We start from the raw sequence: 20364 nt of genomic DNA, 5'->3' as shown, positions 1-20364 counted from the left end.
AATGCAGTGAGAAGTGCGGTCCGCCGTCAGCCGCCGAACGCGGCCGGCGGCGGGCCCACCGAAGCCCGGCGGATGACCGGGCACGGCATCAGGTGCGGTTCCGCCGGGTCGGCTGGACGCAGCCCGAGCGCGACCTCCATCGCCCACCGGCCCATTTCGTAGTGCGGCAGCGCGATCGTCGTCAGCGGTGGGTCAAGCTCGGCCGCGACCAGTTGCTGATCGTCGTAGCCGACGACGGACAGATCACCGGGGACCGACAGGCCCCGATGGTGTGCGGCCGCGTAGGCGCCCATCGCCATGCGGTCGTTGAAGCAGAACATCGCGGTGGGCCGGCGCCCGGCCGGCAGCTCCAGCAGCCGCCCAGCGGCGTCCCGTCCACCACCGGCCACCGGCTCGGCCCGGGCGTGCAGGGCCGAGTCCGGCTCGATCCCGGCCTCCGCCAAGACTTCGAGATACCCCTCGTGCCGCAGCCGGGAAGCGACGAGGCCGAACCGTTCTTCGGCGTCCAGGAACGCGATCCGGCGGTGCCCGGCGGCCACGAGCTCCCGCACCGCGGCGATCCCGCCCGCCCGTTCGTCCGGGACGACCGCGGCCCGGTCTGCCGTGATCGGGGCGCAGTCGAGCAGGACGGCGTCTGCGGGCAGGCCGTCGGGCACCTCGACCACCTGGTGCCACATACAGGCGTAGATCATGGCGTCGACCTGCTGCCCGCTGAGGGCGTGCAGGGCTTGGCGCTCGGCGGCGGCATCGTGTTCGGTGTCGACCAGGATCACCAGATGTCCCTGCTCCCGCGCCACGTCGTTGGCCCCGGCCAGCATCCGGCCGGCGAACGGCGTGCTGGCGATGGTGTCCGAGATCAGGCCGACCATGCGGGTCTGCTGCGTCCGCAGGCTCCGCGCCACCGAGTTCGGCTTGTAGCCGACTGCTTCGGCCGCGTCGCGCACACGCTGCTGGGTTTGCGGCGAGATGCGCGTCGAGTTCACGCCGTTGAGGACCATCGACACCGTCGCGGTGGAGACCCCGGCGCGAGCCGCGACATCGGACATCCGGACCCGCGTCATCGCGTCGTCTCCTCGGAGCTGTTTAATCGATTAAACTGAGGTCGACAGAGTATGCAACCCGTCCGTTCGGTCGTCAAGGGCTTCCCGGCGCGGCGCGACCGGCGCGGCGCGACCGGCGCGGCGCGGCCAAGGTCGGCAAGTTCGTCGCGTTGGCCCCGTTCTGGCGGGAAACCGACGCCGCCGGGTTCGCGACCGCGAGCCGGCTGGCCGCCCGCGTCGGATACGCCCCCGGTCGTGAACGGGGTCGCGTACACGAGCATCGTCACCCGCTACGACGAACTCGCCGTGCCGTACACGAGCGGCAGCGCGGCCGGGGTGCACACATCACGCTCCGGGAGCAGTGCCCTGCTCGGCAACGCCGAGCACTTCGCGACCCTCTCCGACCCGGTAGTCGGCGCGGATGTCCTCAACGCGCTCGATCCCGTGCATCCGCGTCCCGTGCCATGCGTCTGCGTTCCGTCGTTCCTGAGCTGACCCGGGATCCCGCGGGCCGAGGCGGCGCCACCAAGCAGCGGCTCACCTGGATTACCCGATCCCTGAAGGCGGGGATCATTCCCGGCGGCATCGAGTTCTGCCCGGCCCGGGGCACTCGCCGCCTCCCACGACTCGACGCAAAAGGTCGTCGTCCAAGTCCGAGAGTGTTTCGGTGCGGCCGTGCGCGGTTCGGAAGACTTCGGCCAGCGTGCCGAACGTCGGCCTGGCTTGGCGAGTGCGGCGGCGATCCAGTCACTCTCGCCGAAGTGACGAGTGTGTTCGCCGGCGGCGAGGACTGCGGAAGGCGGTCGTGGCGGGGGCCTCTGCCTCAGCCCACGTTGATCCAGGCTCGGGTGCGCCGGCGCCGGTGGTGTGATTACCGCACGAGGCAGGGGCGTTTGCTGTCGAACTCCCAGCCGGGGACCAGGTAGCGCATCCCGATCGCGTCGTCCCGGGCTCCCAGTGTCTTCTGCTGGTAGAGGTCGTGGGCGGCGAGGAGGCGTTCTCGGTCGAGCTCGATGCCGAGGCCAGGAGCGCTGGGAATCGCGATTTCGCCGTCGACGATGCGGGGTGGGGCGACGGTGAGTCGTTCCAGGCCTTCTTGCCAGATCCAGTGCGTGTCCAGGGCGTTGTATTCACCTGGGGCGGCTGCGCCGCAGTGGGTGACCATGGCCAGGGAGATGTCGAAGTGGTTGTTGGAGTGACATCCCCAGGTCAGGCCCATCGCGTGACAGAGCTGGGCCACGCGCACCGAGCCCTGCATGGTCCAGAAGTGCGGGTCGGCCAGGGGGATGGAGATCGACTGCAGGGCCAGGGCGTGGGTCAGCTGTCGCCAGTCGGTGGCGATCATGTTGGTCGCGGTGGGAAGTCCGGTCGCTCGCCGGAATTCGGCGAGGATCTCGCGCCCGGAATAGCCGTCCTCGGCGCCGCAGGGGTCTTCGGCGTAGGCGAGGGTGCCGACCAGTGGCCGGCAGAGCTCGATCGCCTCCTGTAGGGACCAGGCGCCGTTCGGGTCGAGCGTGATCCGGGCCTCGGGGAAGCGTTCCTTGAGCGCGAGCACGGCTTTGACCTCTTCGGCTCCTTCCAGAACGCCTCCCTTGAGCTTGAAGTCGCGGAAGCCGTACCGGTCGTAGGCGGCCTCGGCCTGACGGACGATCGCTTCGGGTGTCAGCGCTTCCTCGTGCCGGATCCGGTGCCAGTCGACGGCCGAGCCGGGTTCACGGGTGTACTCGAGATCTGTGCGGTCGGGATCACCGACGTAGAAGAGGTAGCCGAGGACGCGGACGGAGTCGCGTTGCTGCCCGTCTCCGAGCAGGGCCGCGACCGGTACGTCGAGGTGCTGCCCCAGCAGGTCGAGCATCGCCGCCTCGACGGCGGTCACGGCGTGGACGGTGGTGCGCAGGTCGAAGGTTTGGGCGCCGCGCCCGGCGGTGTCGCGGTGGGCGAACCGGTCGCCGATCTCACGTAGGACGCGTTTGTAGTCGCCCACCTTGGCGCCGACGACGAGTGATCCGGCGTCACGCAGCGTCTGGGTGATCTTCTCCCCGCCCGGTACCTCTCCCAGCCCCGTACGTCCCTCGGAGTCTTCGAGGACGACGACGTTGCGGGTGAAATACGGCCCGTGGGCGCCGGAGAGGTTCAGCTCCATGCAGTCCCGGCCGGCGACCGGGTAGACGGAGAAAGCGGTGACGATGGGCTGCTTGACGCTCATGGATGTCTTTCTGTGACGGGTTGATCAGATGTTGAGGGCGCCGAGGACGCCCTCGACGGCGAGGACCCCGCCGAGGCCGAGGATCGCGAGGACCGTGGTGTAGCTCGTGCGGACCTTGATCGCGTCGACGACCGAGAGGTTGAAGTATTCCTTGAACAGCCAGAAGCCCGGGTCGTTGACGTGGGAGAAGGCGATCGAACCACACGAAACGGCCAGCACCATCATCTCGGGGTGGATTCCGCTGGCCGCCACCAGCGGCAGCACGACGCCGGACGCGGTGACGACGGCGACCGTGGCGGAGCCGAGCGCCACCCGCAGGATGACCGCGATGAGCCACGCCAGGATGAGCGGCGAGATGGGCCAGCTGTGCGTGACGTCCTTGATGTAGTCGGAGATCCCGCCTTCGACGAGCACGTTCTTGAAGGCGCCGCCGGCGCCGATGACCAGCAGGATCATCGCCATCGCCTTGGCCGCCGAGGCGCAGGAGCTGCCGACCTCGTCCAGGCTCCGGCCGATTCGCGGGCCGAACACCCAGATCGCCAGGAGCAGGGTGAGCAACAGGGCGATCGGGGCCGAGCCGATGAAGGCGATCAAGTGCATGAAGTGGCTGTCACTGGACACGGCCAGTTCGGCCACCGCGGCGCCGGCGATCAGCACCACGGGGAACAGTGCGACGCCCAGGGACCAGCCGAGCCCGGGCATTTCCGCGTCGGTGAACTCGCGTTCGCCGACCAGGCCGGTGGGGACGGCGGGATCCATTCGCTTGACGAACGGCAGCCGAGGCCACACCAAGGCGATGAGCGCGCCGGCCGGGATGGCGATGAACAGGCCGTAGAACAGGGTCAGTCCGACCGAGGCGTGGAAGGTCGCGGCGACGGCGGTCGGGCCGGGGTGGGGCGGCAGGAAGCTGTGCATGGTCGACAGGGCGATCGACATCGGCAGCCCCACCCACAGCAGCTTGGCTCCGGTGACCCGGACCAGGGTGAACGCGATGGGCACGATGATGACGAAGGCGACCTCGTAGAACATGGTCACGCCGATGAGCATGGACGTGATGACCATGGCCACCTGGACCGACCGTGGGCCGAACGCGTCGAGGAGCTTTCCGGCGATCCGCTGGGCGGCTCCGGAGTCGCCCATCACCCGGCCGACCATCGCGCCGAGGCCGATGGTGAGCATCGTGTCGCCGATCTGGCCCCCGATGCCCTCGGACAGGACGTCGGGGATGTCGACCAGCGGAATGCCCCGGACGATGGCGACGGCCACGGCGACGAGCAGCAGCGCGGCGAAGCCGTTGAGCTTCAGCTTGGTCATCAGGAGGAGCAGAATCACAACGCTGATTCCGACCACGATGAGCGGCATGTCAGTTCCCCTTTGAACTGTGGGTCGCGAGGTTGAGCTGTGGGCGAGAAGGCGGGTTCGGTCAAGCGAGCCGGCGTGCGGTTCCCACGAGGTCCAGTCCGGCGTCGATGACTTTCGCCAGATCGGCGAGGTCGTCCGGGCCGGGGTCGGTCAGGGGTGCACGGACGGGGCCGACGGGGAGACCGCGCAGCCGGGCGGCCGCCTTGACCAGGGAGACGGCGTAACCCGGCACTCGGTCGCGCAGTTCCACCAGTGGCACGTAGAACTCCCGCAGCAACTGGTCGACAGCGTCGTCGTCCCGTGCGCTCAGAGCGGTGAAGAAGGCGTGCGCGATCTCGGGCGCGAACGCGTGGACCGCCGAGGAGTAGGCCGGCACGCCGACCGTGGCGTAGGCGCGAGCCTGGATCTCAGCGGTGGCCGCGCCGTTGAAGAAGAGGAAGTCGCCCGGCGCGGCGAGGGTGAGGCGCTGCAGCCGGTCGAGGTCGCTGCGGCCGTCCTTGAGGCCGATGACGGTCGGGATTTCCGCGATCCGGCGCAGGCTGGTGGGGGTGAAGGAGACTTGGTCGCGTTGGTAGGCGATCAGCGGCAGGCGGGTACCGTCGGCGATCCGGCGCAGCTGCTCCACCAGCCCGTTCTGCGGGGCAGTGACCAGGTAGTGGGGGAGCACCAGCAGGGCGTCCGCCCCGGCCTCCTCGGCGATCCGGGCGAACCGCCGGGCCTGGGCCCAGCCGTAGCCGATGCCTGCGACCACCGGCAGCCGGCCACCGGCCACCTCGACCGCGGTCGTGACGACCGTGCGGTACTCGTCCTCGTCCAGCGCGCCGAACTCACCTGTCCCGCACGCCGGGAACACCGCCCCGGGCCCGGCAGCGAGCTGCGTGCCCAGGTACGGCCGGTACGAATCCGGGTCGAGGTCCCCGTTGTCTCGGAAGCTGGTGAGCGGGAAGGAAAGGACTCCGCCTGCCATGCCGTCGCGCAGCCGCTCGGCGATGGCTTCGGGTGCGTGCGCGTTGGTCAGATTCATGAACAACGTCCTTGTATGCAGATGACGTCTACGTATGCAGATGGAGGGTAGACAGGTGAATGCTCAGGGTCAATGGCCACGCTGAGCCGGATTTACGATGGAGGTATGTCGGAGGGTGATGAAGGCCAGATCAAGGGAGTCCGCGGCGTGAAGTCGGCGGCTCGGACGGTCGCGCTGTTGGAGTTGCTCGCGGCGCGGGGCGACCGGCCGGCTCGCCTGGACGAGCTCGCGACCGAGCTGGGCGTGCCGCGTAGCAGCATGTATCAGCTGCTGCAGACCCTCGTCGACTGCCGTTGGGTGCGTACGGACGTCACCGGCTCCTTGTACGGGATCGGGATCCGTGCGCTGCTCGCGGGCACGAGCTACCTCGACACCGATCGGCGCGTGCGCGTGATCCGGCCGTACCTGGACGAGGCGTCGGACGCGCTCGGCGAGACGATCCACCTGGCCCGGTTCGACGATCCGGACGTCGTCTACCTCGCCACCCGCGAATCCCACGAATACGTGCGCACGATAAGCCGCGTCGGCCGCCGGGTTCCAGCTCACGCCGGAGCACTCGGCAAGGCGCTGCTTGCCGAACGCTCCAACGCTGAGCTCTCGCTTCCGGCCGAGCCGTTCACCGCACTGACCGACAACACGCACACCGACCGCGCGTCACTGCTGGCCGATCTGGAGCAGGTGCGTGAGCGTGGATACTCGATCGAACACGAGGAGACGGTCCCGGGGATAGCAGGCTTCGGGTTCGCCTTGCGCTATGACGCGCCCGCGATCGACGCGATCAGCTGCTCGGTGCCGCTGGCCAGGCTCACGGTGGACCACGAATCCCGCATCGTGTCCGTCATGCGGGAGGTCCAGTCGAAGATCGAGACACTCCTGGCGCCCTCTTCAGGCGCCCCCGACTGGCGTTGACCGGTCACATCTTGTCCACATTGGACAGCGTGAGGCGCCGGCCTCCGGCCTGCACTGCGACCCTCGGCCCGAGCGTTCGAACGGGGACGCCTGGCGCACTCTTGGGCTCAGCCTGCTAGTGACGGGTGCCCGAGGTGAGGGGCGCGGGCATCCCATCAGCGAACAATCGCGCGTCGACGGCTCGGCTCGTCGGTGATCAGGCGAGCGATGGCGTCGTCGGGCGCCGCGATGACCGGCAGCCGAGCGACGTCGTCTGCGCCGCCGTGCACGCGCTTGGGAGCGAGCCGCCGCCGGCGTCGATGCGCCCTCGCGTCTCCTGGATGGGCGCTGTGGCTTTTCACGGCGCCGGAGACGCTGATCGGAGCCAAGGGGGCCTCGGCCGAAAGTACGAGACCGGCGCGACTCAGCGGGTGCCGGGACGTCCGGAGTCCTAATTTCCCGGTATGACTACCGAAACGGTGCGGGAGAACCCGCCCAGCACGATCATCGCCGCGTTCTTCGGCTTCCTGGTGTCCACGGTCTCCGCGATCGCCGGTGGCCTGCTCATCTTGAACTCACGGGACGAAATCGCGGCAGCCCTGCGCCGCGCGAATCCGGCGATGGCGCAGGACCAGCTCGACCGGCTGACCCTGCTGGGACAGGTCATCCCGGTCGCCATCGCCGCGGTTGTCGCGCTCGTCTACCTGTGGTTGGCGTTCAAGCTCAAGGCGGGCCGGAACTGGGCCCGCGTCACGCTGACCGTGTTCACCTTGCTGCAGGCCGCTTCACTGCTGACCACCGAACCGTCGTGGGCGGGCTACGTGAGCTGCGGGGTGGCCGTGGTCGCGACCGTGCTCAGCTACTTGTCTCCGTCCAGCCGCTTCATCGCCGCGGTCCGACGCGCGGGTTGAGGCCGACCGGCGGATCATGACGGCCATGCGCGAAGCAGGCGCCAGAGCCCGGCGCGGCATGCTCGGCAGCGAGATCGCGGTGCTGGCGGCGGCGGTTGTCGCCGACATCGTGCTGATGCTGCGGGTGCCCGGTGGGGAACGCGGCGGGCTGGGCCCGCTGGCCGAGGTCTTGGCATCCACGGGTACGGCGATCCCTGTGCTGGCCGTGCTGCGGCGGCGCTTCCCCCGCCACGTCGGCGTGCTGGGGAGCGTCGTCGTCGCGCTGTCGGCGATCGGCACGATCGTGCCGTTCGCCGGGGACGTCCGGACCCAGCCGCCGGTCGCGGAGATCGTGGCCGCCGGGGTGCTCGCCGCCTCCGCCAGCCGCAAGCTCGAACCGAAGCACGCGTTCGCGCTGGCACCGGCGCTGGGCGTGGTGATGATCGCCGCGCCACTGCTGCGTTACGGTGCCGGCGTGCCGGAGGCGCTGCTGGCGGTGGCCGCCGCGGCGTACTGGGGGGCGTGTCTCGGGGTCGGGCTCATCCTGCGGGCGGCGGACGGACGGCAGCGGGACGCGCTGGAGCGGGTGCGGGGCCAGGAACGCCTGCAGCTGGCCAGGGAGCTGCACGACTTGGTTTCCCACCACGTGAGCGGGATCGTCGTCCGGGTGCAGGCCGCCCGCGCGATCACCGAAGCGGAGGCCGACGTGGGGAACCACACGGCGGTCTATCGCGAGATCGAGGAAGCCGGGGTCGCCGCGCTGGCCGCCGCGCGCCGGCTCGTCGGCATGTTGCGGGACACCGAAGACGTGCCTCCACCGTCCGGCGCCGCTCTCGGAGACGCGGTGCGTGCGGCCACCGGTTCCGCCGCCCGGGTCGACGTCGCCGAGGAACTGGACCAGCTTCCGGTACCGGCGCAGCTGGCCACGACCATCCACCGCGTCGTGACCGAAGCGCTGACCAACGTCCGCAGGCACGCACCGGAGGCGACCGACGTGTCGGTCTCCGCGCACGTCGAGGGCGAGGACCTGGTGCTCCGGGTACGCAACGACGCCGTCCCGGCGGTACCGCTGCCGTCACCGGGCGGTTTCGGGATCGTCGGGATGGCGGAACGCGTCGCGATGCTGGGCGGTAGCCTGACTGCGGAACGGGAGGCCGGTTCGTGCTGGCGGGTCGAGGTTCGGCTTCCGCTCGGCGCCGAGGACGCGCCGTTCGGGTCGTTGCCGCAGGGGATCTGATGACCATCCGGGTACTCGTCGCGGACGACCAGCTCATGGTGCGCACCGGTTTCCGGCTGGTGCTCGACGCCGCGCCGGACATCGAGGTGATCGCCGAGGCCCCCGACGGGGAAGCCGCGGTCCGGCTCGCGCGGCAGCTGCGGCCCGACGTCACGCTGATGGACATCCGAATGCCCAAGGTGGACGGTCTACGGGCGACCGAGCTGCTCGCCGGGACGGCGGTGGCGGAGCCGCTCCGGGTCGTGGTGGTGACGACCTACGACGCCGACGAAAACGTTTACGCCGCACTGGTTGCGGGTGCCTGCGGGTTCCTGCTCAAGGACGCGGGCCCGCGGATGCTGGTGGACGCCGTGCGCGCGGTGGCCGGGGGCGAAGCGATGGTGTCGCCGTCGGTGACTGTGCGTCTGCTGGCCCGGTTCACAGAACAGGCCCGGCGGCGCGCGCAGCCGGTGGCGACCCCGCTGACCGACCGCGAATCCGATGTGGTCCTCGCGGTCGCCCGAGGCCGGACCAACGCCGAAATCGCCGACGACCTCCGTGTGTCCTTGTCGACGATCAAGACGCACCTGACCAGCGTCCAGCGCAAGCTCGAACTCCGCAACCGGACCGAGATCGCCGTCTGGGCCTGGCAGCAAGGTCTGCTCGGATGACGTCGCCGCTTGACCGGCGTGCAAGACTCGCCGAGTGTGCTGTCAGCGCGACCACCGCCTCGGTTGAGCCAGCTCCAGAACTGCCAGAGCCCGACCGGAAGGCGGAGGTGACGGAGCGGCTGGGAATGGCGGGGCGCCGGGTCGTCCAGGCGGTGCTGGACCGGGCTCTCGCCACCGGCGTCGGGGTGTTCGCCGCCCTCGGGATCGGCCTGATCGCGATTCCGCTGCTGCGGTGGGGTTGGGTGCCCCCGAAGCTGATCCTGTGGGGGCCGCTGATCACGTTCATCGCGGTCTCCTACGCCGGTGACATCGTGATCCAGATCTGGGTCCCGGTGCGCCGCGGCGGGGTCACCCCCGGGATGCTGGTGATGGGCCTGCGGGTCGAGACGCTGCGCGGCGGGCAGCCGAACGGGCGCGCCTACCTGATCCGCTGGGTGCTTCTTACGGTCGACGGGCTGCTGCTGGGGCTGGTAGCGGTCGTCACCATCGCCGCGACCAAGCGCCGCCAACGGCTCGGCGACCTGGTGGCGCGGACGATGGTGGTCCGGGTCGACGAAGACCGGCGCTGAGCACACGTTCGGCAGGCGGCTCCGGGCGTTGGGGACGTCACATCCGCCGCCAGTGGTTGAAGCGTTCGCCTGCTGCAGTCCGCCGACACCCGGTCGAGTTGGAGGCGCGGCTTTTGGGTGTGGTATTCGACCCTGTCGAACGAGCAGCCGCCGGCGTGCAGCGCGCATGCCTGGCCCGGCGGCGGCCGTCGAGGCGGTCACGATCACGTGGCTGGTCCCGCCGGCGACGAGCTTGATGGTGTGGGACGGGAAGTACGGACCCGCAGGGACGTTCTGGTACTGGCGCCGGTCGAGCGGACGGCATACCGGATGGACGCTGCTCGCCGTCATAGCCCTGCCACGCCGCGGCGACCTGTTGCCGGGCGTCCGCCGGATCGCTGCCCGCGCCGCCCATCCCGCCCTGACCTGGCGGGACAACGAACCGCTGGCTGATCGGCCACGACCGGGCCCGGATTGCCTCGCCCCTCCCGAGCCCTCACCGCCGGCGCGGCGGAGGCGTTGTCCGCAGCAGCTATCGCAAGCCAGGCCTGTGCCCGGGCCGGCTGCCCGCGGGAGTGGCGCGAAGTGGTGCTGGTGCTACGCGACCACCCGGACACCGACGTCCGCGACCGCGCGTCGCGCATGTCGCTCGCGTCCGGATGACACGCCGCGCCCGGATCACCAAGCGGTCGGCGAAACCCGCGGCGTTTCGCTCAATGGATCGTGGAGCAGTCGCGAGAATCCGAGCTCGCCGGCGCCGATCAGGGTGGCGTCGTCCCCGAGAGCCGACACACTCAGGCGCACTTTTTCCCTCGCCACCGGCAGCACATTGCGTGCGACGCGACTACGTACTCGCGGCAAGACACCGGCGTACACATCCCGCAACATTCCGCCGAAGACGACCACCGCTGGATTGAAGAGATTGATGAGATTGGCCACGCCGATGCCCAGCCAATCCCCGACGTAATCGAGCGCGTCTCGAGCGTCGGCGTCGCCCGTGGCAGCGTCGGCGGCCACCGCCCGCACGGCGTCACGACCGAAGACCTCCGGCGGTCGGCGTGCGGCGTCCAGCAAGGCCCGTTCACCGGCTTCGGCCTCGAGGCACCCGCTGGAGCCGCAGCCACAAGGTCGCCCGCCGTGCGGGTTGACGACCATATGGCCCAGCTCGCAGCCGTACCCCGCGTCGCCGTCCAGCACCGTGCCGCCGACGATGATCCCGCCACCGACGCCGACGTCGCCGTGCAGGTAGACAAGGTTCTGCACCCCCATCCCGGCCCCACGAAGGTGCTCCGCGAGCGCTCCGAGATGCGCCTCGTTTCCGACCGGCACCCGCAGCCCCAGCCCCAGCCGGCGTGCCAGTTCAGCGCCGAACGCCTGGTCGACCCATCCGAGGTCGGGGCCGAAACGGACGGTCCCGTCGTCGGGTCGGATCATTCCGCAGTACGAGGCCCCCAGCCCCACGCAAGTCGACGTCGACGGCGCTGCCTCGGTCAACTGGTGGCCGAGGTTCGCGAGCGTCGTGACCACATAGTCGAGATCGACTCCGGACCGGCGCCGGGCAGCGACCTTGCGATCCAGGATGACACCGCCGAGGCCGATCCGGGCGGCGACCAAGCGGTCCACCGCGACGTCGAACGCCAATACGTGGAAACGCTGAGTCTCCGGCCGCACAATGAGCGAAGGGCGGCCCTGGTGACGATTGTCTGTCTGCGACACTTCCCGGACCAGGCCCGCTGCGCTCACTTCCGCCGTCAACGTCTTGATCGTGCTTCGGTTGAGGTTCATCCGTCTCGCGAGTTCAGCCCGCGAGATTCCGCCGCTCAGGTGCACGAGGCGAAGAAAAGTACCGCGATTGTGCCGACGCATCTCCTCCTGATCCAACCCGATTCTCGAGCCGTCCCAGGGCGTCAATTCCATGGCGTGTCCGATGCGTAGAGTGTGCTGGTCAGACTGGCACCATCGCGCTCTTCGCGCAATCCCGCGACGCGGCCACCCGTCAGTCAGATGCTGCAACCGTTCCAGATACCCGCGAAGTGGCTGTCGAACCGGCGCGGCCCGGCGAGGCTGTCAGGGCCCGTCGGTGTACCCGCTAAGATCGGGCTTCTCGACCTTGGCGTGCACGGAGAAGTAGCGCAGCTTGCTTGTGAGCTGCTTCAGGATCTCGTACGCGTGGGTCGCCTCGGGTTCGCCCCGCCCGATCATCTTGGCGCTGATGTTCCGGACGTATTCCGGGTGTCCTTGCTGGTACCCGCCGTTGCCCGCGAGATCTGCCGAGGGGCCTTTCGCTTCGACGATCACGTAGTTGCCGTCGGCGTCCGTGTAAACCCGGTCGAAGTGGTGGGCGCCCCGGTCGGGCACGTCCACCCGCTCCAGGGGACGGGCGGCGAACTCGGGCTGCTGGAGCCCGTCGAGCACGGCGTGGTCGACGGGCTCCAGCTCGCCCAGCTTGTTGTTCCAGTGGTTGCTCTGCACGTCGTTGAGCCCGGCCTGGTCGAACTTGTCCAGCGGCGGTGAGAAGTCACGGTCCGGCTTGAAGTCGCCGGCGAGCGCGTGCTTGGCTTCGTCCAGGTAGGACCAGAGGTGCGGACGGCCTGCCGCCAGGATGTCGGCGTTCTCCAGCAATGCCGGGGGCGCGCTGTCGCGCCCGCCGACCCACCGGGCGCCCTTCTTCGGCTCGGCAGGGTCGTCCGCTGCCCAGCGCGGACGCAAGCGACCGCTCCCGCGTCGGCACTTGGCCAGGGAACCGCTCGGCGACTACAGCGGGTCAGACACCCGCCTCGAGCACCGCGAGGTCGCGCACCGCGTAACGGTGGTGCTCGGCTTCTTCCTTCAGCACTACCTTGAGGCAGCGGCGCACGACGTACTCCTGCTCGGGATACATGTCAGCCGGCTTGCGACCACACACCCGGTCGAGCTCGGCCGTGGTGAGCCCGTCGACGACACGCCGCATTGCGGCCATGCGGGCGCGCCGCGGCGCGAGCACCTCGTCGAGTGTCGGGGTGGCTTCGAGGGCGAGGCCGAGCTTCGCCGCCTCATCGGACGGCGTCCCGCCGGCGGGGAAGCCCAACGGGTGGTAGGGCGCTTCCTCCTCGAGCACGGCGTTGCCGAGCCAGGCATCGCAGGCGAACAGCAGATGCCGTTGTGTCTCGACGAACGACCATTCGCCATCGACCTGCTCGTGGAGTTTGGCCTCGGGCAACAGCCTCGCCCGGCTGAGCGTCGTGCCCCACAGAGTCTCGATGGCGTCCCAAGCAGCCCGGTAGTCCTCGGGGGACGCCGCGTCCCGCGCCAGCGCCCGCGCGGGGTGCCGACGGTCGAGTTCGGCCTCGACGTAGGCGGTTACGTCGACGTCGTTGACGACGACGCGCTCGAAGTAGCCCCCGAGGTAGACGTCGCTGCCGTAGCAGTCGACGATCTTCAGACCGTTCACTTCGCAGTCGCGGATCTCGAGGCCAGCGAGGTTGCACAGGTGGATACGGGCACCGCGGAATTGGTCGGTCTGGGCGTATTCGGAAGCCATCGAAGGAGTCTGGCTGACTTGTCCCGCCCGCGCCACGCTGCCGTAGCGGACAGTGTGACCGGCGAAGGTCGGAGCCACCGCGTAGCTGTAGTTGCGTTCGACCCACGTAAGAGTCGTGTACCTGATCCGGTGCGCAGTGATGCCGAGCTCGGAGATCCAGGGGAGGTGAGTGCCAGCCTTCTCCAGAGCCGCGCAGCCTAGGACTCGTCGACCACGACGATCGGTTTCCCGCCGCCTTGCCGACCAGTGCCGAAGGCCTTCGGCACGTCGGCCAGCGAATAGCGTGACCCGATCAGCACGCGCAGGCTGCCTTCGCGCACGAGCGCGGCCAGTTGGGCGAGCCGGGCCCGGTCCGGTTCCACGACGAAGAAGACCGACCGCCCGTAACGCGGCTCGAACTCCGGCGGTGCGGCGATGGTGACCAGCGTGCCGCCCGCCCGTACCAAGCCGGCGGAACGCACGCCGATCTCCTCGCCGAACACGTCGAGGACCACGTCGACTTCGCCGACGTCTTCCAGCCGGTCGTTCTGCAGGTCGACGAACGCGTCGGCACCCAGGTCGAGGGCGACCTCACGGTTGTGGGCGCGGCCCGTGCCGATCACAGTCGCGCCAGCCCGCTTCGCCAGCTGCACCGCGATCGAGCCGACCCCGCCGGCCGCGCCGTGGATCAGTGCGGTCTGCCCCGCCTGGAGCCGGCCGTGGTCGAACAAGGCCTGCCACGCGGTCAGCCCGGAGATCGGCAACGCGGCGCCGACGGCGTGCTCGACGTCGGCCGGCAGCGGCGCGAGGTTGCGGGCTTCGACGGCGGTGAACTCGGCGAGCGAACCGTCGCGGGTCCAGTCGGCGAGCCCGAACACGCGCTGCCCGACAGTGAGGCCGGTGGTGCCGTAGCCGAGCTCGGTGACGACACCCGACAGCTCGTGACCGGGCACGCTGGGTGTCCGGTCGCGGCCTGCCCGGTCGGTCCAGGTGCCTGGCCACTCCAGTTCGCCGGAGGTGAAGCCGGCCGCGTGCACCCGCACGATGACGTCGTTCCCCGCGGCGTGCGGGGCCGGGTGGTCGGTCAGGGTCAACCCTTCGACCCCGGCGTCGGGGTCCTTGACGATGATGGCTTTCATGCTGAGTCCTCGTGGTGAGCGGGCAATTGGTGGCCGCCGGCGTTCGCCGGCCCGTCCGCGAGGCTAGCTCCGGTTCGGCTCGGCACCTGGGTCCACTTGGAACCCGCGAGCGGGGACCAGTCAGGTCACGCGAGCGCGCGGACCAGCGCGTCGAGAACCCGCGACCACCCGCTCGGCGACGGTGCGGCGAAACCGATCACCACGCCGTCGCGGTCCGAGGCGGTGTCGGGATGCCGGAAGAAGCCCAGTGGTTCGACCGTCAGGTGCTCGGCGGCGATCCGCCGCACGAGTTCGTGTCCCGTGCGCCCGGGTTGTTCGAGCAGCACGTGCAAGCCGGCGGCCGTCCCCGCCACCCGCACTTCCGGCGCGTGCTCGGCGAGCGTCTCGACCAGGTGCCGGCGCCTGCGGCGGTACTGCGCGCGCATCGCCCGGATGTGCCGGTCGTAGGCGCCCGACTCCACGAACTCGGTCATCGCCAGCTGGTTCACGAACCCGACGGTCTCCTCCGTTTCCCCCTTCTGGGCGACGATCGCGTCGACGAGGCGGTCGGGCACCACGAGCCAGCCGAGGCGCAGGCCCGGCGCGAGCGATTTGCTCGCGGTGCCCAGGTACAGCACGTGATCGCGGTCGAGGCCCTGCAGTGCGCCGACGGGGGACCGGTCGTAACGGAACTCGCCGTCGTAGTCGTCTTCGATGACCAGCGCGCCGCGCCGGCGGGCCCACTCGACGATCGCCGCGCGCCGGTCGTAACGCAGCGAGACACCCAGGGGGAACTGGTGTGAGGGGGTGAGGAGAACGGCACCGATCGTCGGTGATCCGTCCAGTACCGACGGGTCGACGCCGTCGGCATCGACGGCGAGGGGAACGGTTTCGAGCCCGGCGTCGGCCAGCGTGTGGCGCTGGGTCGGCAGGCCGAACTCCTCGACCGCCACCCGCGTCGCCCCGGCCGCCGCGAGCGCGGCCGCCACGAGCCGCAACCCCTCCGCGGCGCCACTGCACACGACGACGTTGCCGGCGTGCGCGCGCAGCCCGCGGGCCCGCGTGAGGTACCGGGCGAGAGTGTCGCGGAGTTCGCCCCGGCCGCGCGGATCCGCGTAGCCGAACGCCTCGAACGGCGCGGTGGCGACCGTCTTCTTCACCGCGCGAATCCACTCGTCGCGGGGGAACGATGACAGGTCCGGATGCCCGGCCCGCAGATCGTGCCCCGGCCGCGAGCGGGTGTCGGCCGGCCGCGGTCGTTCGCCGACGAATTCGGCCACCCCCTCCGCAACCTGGGTGCCGGAACCCTGCAGCCCGGTGAGCCAGCCCTCGTTGATGAGCTCGGAGTAGACCCGGACGACGGTGTTGCGGGCCACCTGCAGGTCGGCGGCCAGGGCACGGCTCGACGGCAGCCGGGTCCCGGGCGCGAGCCGGCCGGCGCGGATCGCCTCGCGAACGGCGTCCATGAGGCTGGCCCGCACGTTCCCGTCGAGCCGCCCCAGGTGCAGGTCGAGGCCCGTCGTCCGGGGTCGGCGCTCGGCCGTTCGGTCGCTCACGGGTCAACGATAATGGCTGCTCACGATGCCGCTAGGCCAAGCTCGGGTCCAGCCACGGGCCTTCGGGCAGCGCCGGGAGCGCGAACTGCTCGTCGAAGGAGCAGAGGGGGAGCCGTTCGCCGAGGAACCGCAGCACGACGGACCCCAGCACCGCCGAACAGAGGGATCCGGCGAGGACGCCGACCTTGGCCTGCTGCTGAAGCCCGGGATCGGTGAACGCGAGATCGGTGATGAACAACGCGATCGTGAAGCCGATGCCGGCCAGCACCGCGCCGCCGATGAGGTGGCTGTAGCGGACGCGGCCGGGCAGTGTCGCTATTCCGGTCCGGAGCGCGATTCCCGCACCCAGGGAAATACCGATGGTGTTGCCGGCGACCAGGCCGACCGCGACGCCGAGGGTGACGGTGGAGGACGTCGCTGCCCGCAAGGCGTTGCCGTCGAGGTGCACGCCGGCGTTGGCCAAGCCGAACGCGGGGATGATCGCGAAGGCGCTGATCGGGTGCAGAATCGCCTGAAGACGCTCGTTCGCGGAGAGCGTGGCTTTCATCGCCGTGGTGGCGAGCCGCACACGCATCGAGTCCGCGCGCTCGATCACTGCCCGCCCGTAGAGGCGGAGTCGTTCGCGGGTGTGGCCGCCGACCTCGCCGGCCGGCACGAGCAAACCGATGAGCACGCCGGCCAGGGTCGGATGAACCCCGGACGCGTCGACCGCGAACCACAACCCGGCGCCGACGACCAGGTATGGCGCCAGCCGCCACACGCCCAGCCTTCGCAGGGCGAACAGCGCCAGGACCAGCACCGCCGCCGCAGCGAGCGCCACGATGGACACGTGGTGCGTGTAGAACACGGCCATCACCGTGATCGCCCCGATGTCGTCGCCGATCGCGAGCGTGAGCAGGAAGAGCCGCAGCTGGTCGGGGCAGCGGGGACCGAACAGCGCCAGGACGCCGATCAGGAAGGCGGTGTCGCTCGACATCGGGATGCCCCAGCCGGCGGCGGCCGCGCCCGAACCGGTGAAACCGAAGTAGATGATCGCGGGCAGGGCCAGTCCGCCGAGCGCGCCGCAGGCCGGGACGACGATCGAGCGCAGGTCGTGGAGCTCACCGACGGACACCTCGCGGCTGATCTCCAAGCCCACCACGGCGAAGAACACGACCATGGCCACGTCGTTCACCCAGTCGCGAAGATCCAGCGTGAAGTGCGCGCCGCCGGCTTCCACGCCGGCCTGGATTCCCCAGAACGCGTCGTAGCTCGCACCCGCCGCGTTCGCCCACACGAGCGCGGCCGCCGTGGCGGCGAGGAGCAGGACCGCGCTGCCGGCTTCGGTGAGCAGGAACCGGCGGAACCCGGCCGTCACGTACGGCAGGGGTGAGCTCACGCGACGGGTGGTGGCCGGCAGCTGGGGGAGGAGTCCTTCGGTGAACCGGCTCGAGTCGGGTTTCACAGGCCGAGTATGCCTGACGGGCAACCGGGTAACGTCGAGCAAGCACTGTCCGGATCGGACCCGTTGTGCCGCGGAGGGAACGCCTGTGACGACGCCGAGTGAGGTCGATCCGGATCGCCACGTGTACGGCAATCCCTCGGCTTCCGTGACCGTGGTGGAGTACGGGGACTTCGAGTGCCCGTACTGCGCGGCGGCCGCACCCGAGCTGCGCAAGCTGGTCGACGGCTCGGAGGGCTCGATCCGGCTGGTGTTCCGCCATTTCCCGATCTTCACGATCCACCCGTACGCGCTCACGGCGGCTCTTGCCGCCGAGGCGTCAGGGGACCTGTTCTGGGAGATGCACGACTTGCTGCTCACCCACCAGAGTGAGCTGCAGGACGTCCACCTGCAGGCCTACGCGGCACGGATCGGGGCCGGCGTCGTCACCGGCGCCGCTGTGCAGCGATTCCGTTCCGCCGTCGAGGCCGACTACACCTCCGGGGCCGAGCTGGGAGTCCGTGGCACACCGGCGTTGTTCATCGATGGTCGCGTCTATCGGGGCCGGGTCAGCTTTACCGCCCTGCGTTCGGCGGTGCGGCCGCAGTCGTGACCTGGTCTTTCGTCGGGCCGTGATGGACCTTCTGGTCCCATCATGGTCGTATCTGACGTGCACGGACGGGTTTCGATACAGCTACTGGACTAAATGGTTCTCTTTGGGGCATGATGGGCGCCGGAGAACGAAGCCGCGCCGGGCACTGGGTGCCGTCGAGCGCGTGGACTCGTCGTAGATCGCGAGAAGGGCCACCACGGTGACTGAGCAGCTGGGCTTCGCGGCGAGGTCTCCGGCCGACGGGGCCCTGAAGCTGTCCTCGGCCGTCATCGCCGCCGACGGCAGCGACCACCTGCTGCCTTCGGAACTTCGGCCGAAGCGCCGAATAAGACATCAGGAGAAGTGAAATGAACACCGAGATGGACGTCCGGCGCAACGGCGACACCGGATCGTACGAAGCCGTGGTCGACGGACAGGTCGTCGGCATGATCGTCTACCACGTCCCGCACGGTGCGCAGCGGGTGACCTTGAGCCATACGATCGTCGAACCCGAGTTCCGGGGCAGAGGCATCGCGACCGGGCTCGTGAAGCACGCATTGGACGATCTGCGCACACGAGATCAAAAGCTCACCAATTACTGCACTTTCGTCGCGGACTACATCGCCGATCACCCCGAATACCAGGACCTGGTCGACGGTCGATTCCCCGGGCGGGCGACGGTGCCCGAGCGCGCGCCACGCGAACGCGCACAGGCGAATGCGCGGACGGCGGCGGGATAAGCGCCGGCACGATCACCAAGGAGTACGGATTTGACCCGGGCATCGCATTCGGTCGAGATCGACGGAACTCTGATCCGGACCGCTCGCCTGCACCTTGCCCCGTGGACGGCGTCGGACGCCGAAGCGGCTCTGGGCATCTTCGGTGACGGGGAAGTGGCCCGGTGGCTGGCACCGGCCATGGCGCGCGTCGCGAACCTGGCCGCCATGCGGCAGCTGCTTGCCGGCTGGGTCTCGGCCGGTTCGGATGCCGAGCCGCCGGTCGGCCAGTGGAAGGTCGCCGAACGCGCCGGTGGGCGGGTGGTGGGCGCGGTCTCGCTGCTGCCGTTGCCGCCCGACGACATCGACTTCGAGGTCGGCGTCCAGATCATCCGCGGCTCGTGGGGCAACGGCTACGCCGGTGAAGTCGGCGACGCGGTCGCGCACTACGCGTTCGACGCCGGCGTGGACGAGATCTTCGCCGTCTCACGCCCTGCCAACCGACGCGCCGCGGCCGCCGCGCGGCGGATGGGGATGGACTGGGTCGGGCAGACCGACAAGTACTACGACACGAGGCTCGACGTGTTCCGCCTGCGCCGGTACGACCTGGACGTACCGGCCGGCCTGGCGCCACCGGAAGCGGAACCGCCGGGCGAGCCCGCCGACATCTGACCGATGCACGTCGACATAGACCGACCCACGCGCCGAAAGAGAAACGACATGCCTGGGACCCTTCCCGACCGATGCGGCACTTACGCGATCGGCGGCCACGAAATCACCCGGCTCGGGCTCGGGACCGCTCAGATAAACGAGTCCGGTGCCTGGAGTCATCCTGAAAACGCCGCTGAAGCGGCGCGTGTTCTCCGGGAAGCAGTCGATCTCGGGGTGAACCTCATCGACGTCGCCGAGTCGTCCGGGCCCTTCGACTACGAGGAGCTCATCGCCCAGTCACTGAGCCCGTATCCCGAAGATCTGCTGCTGATGATCAAAGGCGGGCTGCTCCGATCGCCTCAGGGGCAGTGGGAGCCGTTGCCGCGGCCTTCGTTCCTCCGGAAACAGATCGAGACGCGGCTGTGGTACCTGAAGCTCGACCGCATCCCGCTGTTCCAGCTGCACGGGTTCAGCCCGCGCGCACCGATCGCCGATCAGTTGGGGCTCCTCACCGATCTGCAACGCGAGGGGAAGATCGGGCAGATCGGGCTGGCGGAAGTGACGCCGGCCGAACTGCGGGAAGCCGGTGAATTCGCCGACATCGCGACGGTCCAAGCCGAGTACAACCTCGTCAACCGCGCGGCCGACCCGCTCGTGGACTACGCGGAATCGGCGAACATCGGGTTCATCCCGTGGCTCCCGTTGGCGACCGGTGCACTGGCCGGCGAAAACGGCCCGGTGGCCGAGGCGGCCCGATGGCGCGGTGTCTCGCCGGCACAGATCGCGTTGGCCTGGCTCTTGAACCGCTCGCCGGCGCTGCTTCCCACCCCCGGCACGCTGAGCGTCCGGCATCTGAGGGAGAACGTGGCCGCGGCTGACATCCGGCTGACGGCAGCCGAAGTCGCCGACCTCGATCGGTTGGTGCCTCGACCGTAACCGGCTGTGCCGGCGGCTGGGTGAACGCGGT

The 20364-nt window shown here is 69.8% G+C and carries 21 protein-coding genes; 11 read left to right on the top strand and 10 right to left on the bottom strand.

Annotated features, from left to right (window positions below):
• Positions 1-26 precede the first annotated feature (26 nt).
• The gene (locus AB0M59_RS11345) at positions 27-1061 is read right to left on the bottom strand and encodes a LacI family DNA-binding transcriptional regulator (RefSeq protein ID WP_364612392.1); all 1035 of its coding nucleotides are present in this window, start codon (positions 1059-1061) and stop codon (positions 27-29) included.
• A gap of 234 nt (positions 1062-1295) precedes the next feature.
• Between AB0M59_RS11345 and AB0M59_RS11340 the strand changes: the two genes are divergently transcribed.
• Positions 1296-1535 carry a hypothetical protein gene (locus AB0M59_RS11340; RefSeq protein ID WP_364612389.1) on the top strand — a complete coding sequence of 80 codons (240 nt, stop codon included), beginning with the start codon at positions 1296-1298 and terminating at the stop codon, positions 1533-1535.
• A gap of 376 nt (positions 1536-1911) precedes the next feature.
• Here the strand turns inward: AB0M59_RS11340 and AB0M59_RS11335 are convergent, their stop codons facing one another.
• The 3 genes from AB0M59_RS11335 to AB0M59_RS11325 all read right to left on the bottom strand — a co-directional run bounded on the left by AB0M59_RS11335 (position 1912) and on the right by AB0M59_RS11325 (position 5632).
• A complete protein-coding gene (locus AB0M59_RS11335; RefSeq protein WP_364612387.1) occupies positions 1912-3246 on the bottom strand; it encodes an enolase C-terminal domain-like protein in 1335 nt (444 codons plus the stop codon).
• Between the two features lie 24 nt (positions 3247-3270).
• Positions 3271-4608, bottom strand: a complete 1338-nt coding sequence (locus AB0M59_RS11330) for a gluconate:H+ symporter (protein ID WP_364612384.1) — start codon at positions 4606-4608, stop codon at positions 3271-3273.
• Positions 4609-4669: 61 nt separating this feature from the next.
• On the bottom strand, positions 4670-5632 hold the full coding sequence (locus AB0M59_RS11325; protein WP_364612381.1) for a 5-dehydro-4-deoxyglucarate dehydratase: 963 nt from the start codon (positions 5630-5632) through the stop codon (positions 4670-4672).
• 105 nt (positions 5633-5737) lie between these two features.
• Between AB0M59_RS11325 and AB0M59_RS11320 the strand changes: the two genes are divergently transcribed.
• From AB0M59_RS11320 to AB0M59_RS11300, 5 genes are all read left to right on the top strand, one after another.
• Positions 5738-6541: an IclR family transcriptional regulator gene (locus AB0M59_RS11320; RefSeq protein WP_364612378.1), complete on the top strand. Its 804-nt coding sequence runs from the start codon at positions 5738-5740 to the stop codon at positions 6539-6541.
• 443 nt (positions 6542-6984) lie between these two features.
• On the top strand, positions 6985-7431 hold the full coding sequence (locus tag AB0M59_RS11315; protein ID WP_364612375.1) for a hypothetical protein: 447 nt from the start codon (positions 6985-6987) through the stop codon (positions 7429-7431).
• 25 nt (positions 7432-7456) lie between these two features.
• On the top strand, positions 7457-8647 hold the full coding sequence (locus tag AB0M59_RS11310; protein ID WP_364612372.1) for a histidine kinase: 1191 nt from the start codon (positions 7457-7459) through the stop codon (positions 8645-8647).
• Entirely contained in the window at positions 8647-9297 is a 651-nt protein-coding gene (locus AB0M59_RS11305; RefSeq protein ID WP_364612369.1) for a response regulator transcription factor, read from the top strand. Before AB0M59_RS11310 ends, AB0M59_RS11305 begins: the two co-directional genes overlap by 1 nt.
• A gap of 107 nt (positions 9298-9404) precedes the next feature.
• On the top strand, positions 9405-9866 hold the full coding sequence (locus tag AB0M59_RS11300) for an RDD family protein (RefSeq protein WP_364612366.1): 462 nt from the start codon (positions 9405-9407) through the stop codon (positions 9864-9866).
• Between the two features lie 657 nt (positions 9867-10523).
• On the opposite strand, the gene AB0M59_RS11295 is transcribed toward AB0M59_RS11300, so the two are convergent.
• The 6 genes from AB0M59_RS11295 to nhaA all read right to left on the bottom strand — a co-directional run bounded on the left by AB0M59_RS11295 (position 10524) and on the right by nhaA (position 17462).
• Positions 10524-11762, bottom strand: coding sequence for an ROK family transcriptional regulator (locus AB0M59_RS11295; RefSeq protein ID WP_364612363.1), 1239 nt, complete (start codon positions 11760-11762; stop codon positions 10524-10526).
• Positions 11763-11912: 150 nt separating this feature from the next.
• Positions 11913-12554, bottom strand: coding sequence for a hypothetical protein (locus tag AB0M59_RS11290; protein ID WP_364612361.1), 642 nt, complete (start codon positions 12552-12554; stop codon positions 11913-11915).
• Between the two features lie 55 nt (positions 12555-12609).
• Positions 12610-13443 (bottom strand): DinB family protein, encoded by an 834-nt coding sequence (locus AB0M59_RS11285; RefSeq protein WP_364612358.1) that lies wholly within the window; start codon positions 13441-13443, stop codon positions 12610-12612.
• Between the two features lie 119 nt (positions 13444-13562).
• Positions 13563-14483, bottom strand: a complete 921-nt coding sequence (locus AB0M59_RS11280) for an NADP-dependent oxidoreductase (RefSeq protein WP_364612355.1) — start codon at positions 14481-14483, stop codon at positions 13563-13565.
• A 125-nt stretch (positions 14484-14608) separates the two neighbouring features.
• A complete protein-coding gene (locus AB0M59_RS11275; protein ID WP_364612352.1) occupies positions 14609-16018 on the bottom strand; it encodes a PLP-dependent aminotransferase family protein in 1410 nt (469 codons plus the stop codon).
• Positions 16019-16049: 31 nt separating this feature from the next.
• Positions 16050-17462 (bottom strand): Na+/H+ antiporter NhaA, encoded by a 1413-nt coding sequence (nhaA, locus tag AB0M59_RS11270; RefSeq protein ID WP_364612349.1) that lies wholly within the window; start codon positions 17460-17462, stop codon positions 16050-16052.
• Between the two features lie 85 nt (positions 17463-17547).
• Here nhaA and AB0M59_RS11265 point away from each other — a divergent pair, with 85 nt between their 5' ends.
• The 5 genes from AB0M59_RS11265 (at position 17548) to AB0M59_RS11245 (ending at position 20333) form a co-directional block, all read left to right on the top strand.
• A complete protein-coding gene (locus AB0M59_RS11265) occupies positions 17548-18051 on the top strand; it encodes a DsbA family protein (RefSeq protein WP_364612347.1) in 504 nt (167 codons plus the stop codon).
• Positions 18052-18250: 199 nt separating this feature from the next.
• A complete protein-coding gene (locus tag AB0M59_RS11260) occupies positions 18251-18397 on the top strand; it encodes a hypothetical protein (RefSeq protein WP_364612344.1) in 147 nt (48 codons plus the stop codon).
• A gap of 1 nt (position 18398) precedes the next feature.
• Positions 18399-18770, top strand: coding sequence for a GNAT family N-acetyltransferase (locus AB0M59_RS11255; RefSeq protein ID WP_364612341.1), 372 nt, complete (start codon positions 18399-18401; stop codon positions 18768-18770).
• 30 nt (positions 18771-18800) lie between these two features.
• Positions 18801-19418 (top strand): GNAT family N-acetyltransferase, encoded by a 618-nt coding sequence (locus AB0M59_RS11250; protein WP_364612338.1) that lies wholly within the window; start codon positions 18801-18803, stop codon positions 19416-19418.
• 3 nt (positions 19419-19421) lie between these two features.
• Complete coding sequence (locus tag AB0M59_RS11245; RefSeq protein ID WP_364612335.1) at positions 19422-20333, top strand: aldo/keto reductase; 912 nt, start codon at positions 19422-19424, stop codon at positions 20331-20333.
• Positions 20334-20364: the final 31 nt, after the last annotated feature.

Source organism: Amycolatopsis sp. NPDC051371 (assembly GCF_040682155.1).
GTDB lineage: Bacteria > Actinomycetota > Actinomycetes > Mycobacteriales > Pseudonocardiaceae > Amycolatopsis.
The sequence above is the reverse complement of the archived record's forward strand: the minus strand, read 5'-3'. Positions and strand labels throughout refer to the sequence as shown.

What these genes read in the sequence shown, in the direction of transcription:
- AB0M59_RS11305 (WP_364612369.1), top strand. Translation starts at nt 8,647, where the DNA reads ATGACCATCCGGGTACTCGTCGCGGACGACCAGCTCATGGTGCGCACC.
- AB0M59_RS11330 (WP_364612384.1), bottom strand. Translation starts at nt 4,608, where the DNA reads ATGCCGCTCATCGTGGTCGGAATCAGCGTTGTGATTCTGCTCCTCCTG.
- AB0M59_RS11320 (WP_364612378.1), top strand. Translation starts at nt 5,738, where the DNA reads ATGTCGGAGGGTGATGAAGGCCAGATCAAGGGAGTCCGCGGCGTGAAG.
- AB0M59_RS11325 (WP_364612381.1), bottom strand. Translation starts at nt 5,632, where the DNA reads ATGAATCTGACCAACGCGCACGCACCCGAAGCCATCGCCGAGCGGCTG.
- AB0M59_RS11295 (WP_364612363.1), bottom strand. Translation starts at nt 11,762, where the DNA reads ATGGAATTGACGCCCTGGGACGGCTCGAGAATCGGGTTGGATCAGGAG.
- AB0M59_RS11345 (WP_364612392.1), bottom strand. Translation starts at nt 1,061, where the DNA reads ATGACGCGGGTCCGGATGTCCGATGTCGCGGCTCGCGCCGGGGTCTCC.
- AB0M59_RS11315 (WP_364612375.1), top strand. Translation starts at nt 6,985, where the DNA reads ATGACTACCGAAACGGTGCGGGAGAACCCGCCCAGCACGATCATCGCC.
- AB0M59_RS11335 (WP_364612387.1), bottom strand. Translation starts at nt 3,246, where the DNA reads ATGAGCGTCAAGCAGCCCATCGTCACCGCTTTCTCCGTCTACCCGGTC.
- AB0M59_RS11310 (WP_364612372.1), top strand. Translation starts at nt 7,457, where the DNA reads ATGCGCGAAGCAGGCGCCAGAGCCCGGCGCGGCATGCTCGGCAGCGAG.
- AB0M59_RS11280 (WP_364612355.1), bottom strand. Translation starts at nt 14,483, where the DNA reads ATGAAAGCCATCATCGTCAAGGACCCCGACGCCGGGGTCGAAGGGTTG.
- AB0M59_RS11255 (WP_364612341.1), top strand. Translation starts at nt 18,399, where the DNA reads ATGAACACCGAGATGGACGTCCGGCGCAACGGCGACACCGGATCGTAC.
- AB0M59_RS11245 (WP_364612335.1), top strand. Translation starts at nt 19,422, where the DNA reads ATGCACGTCGACATAGACCGACCCACGCGCCGAAAGAGAAACGACATG.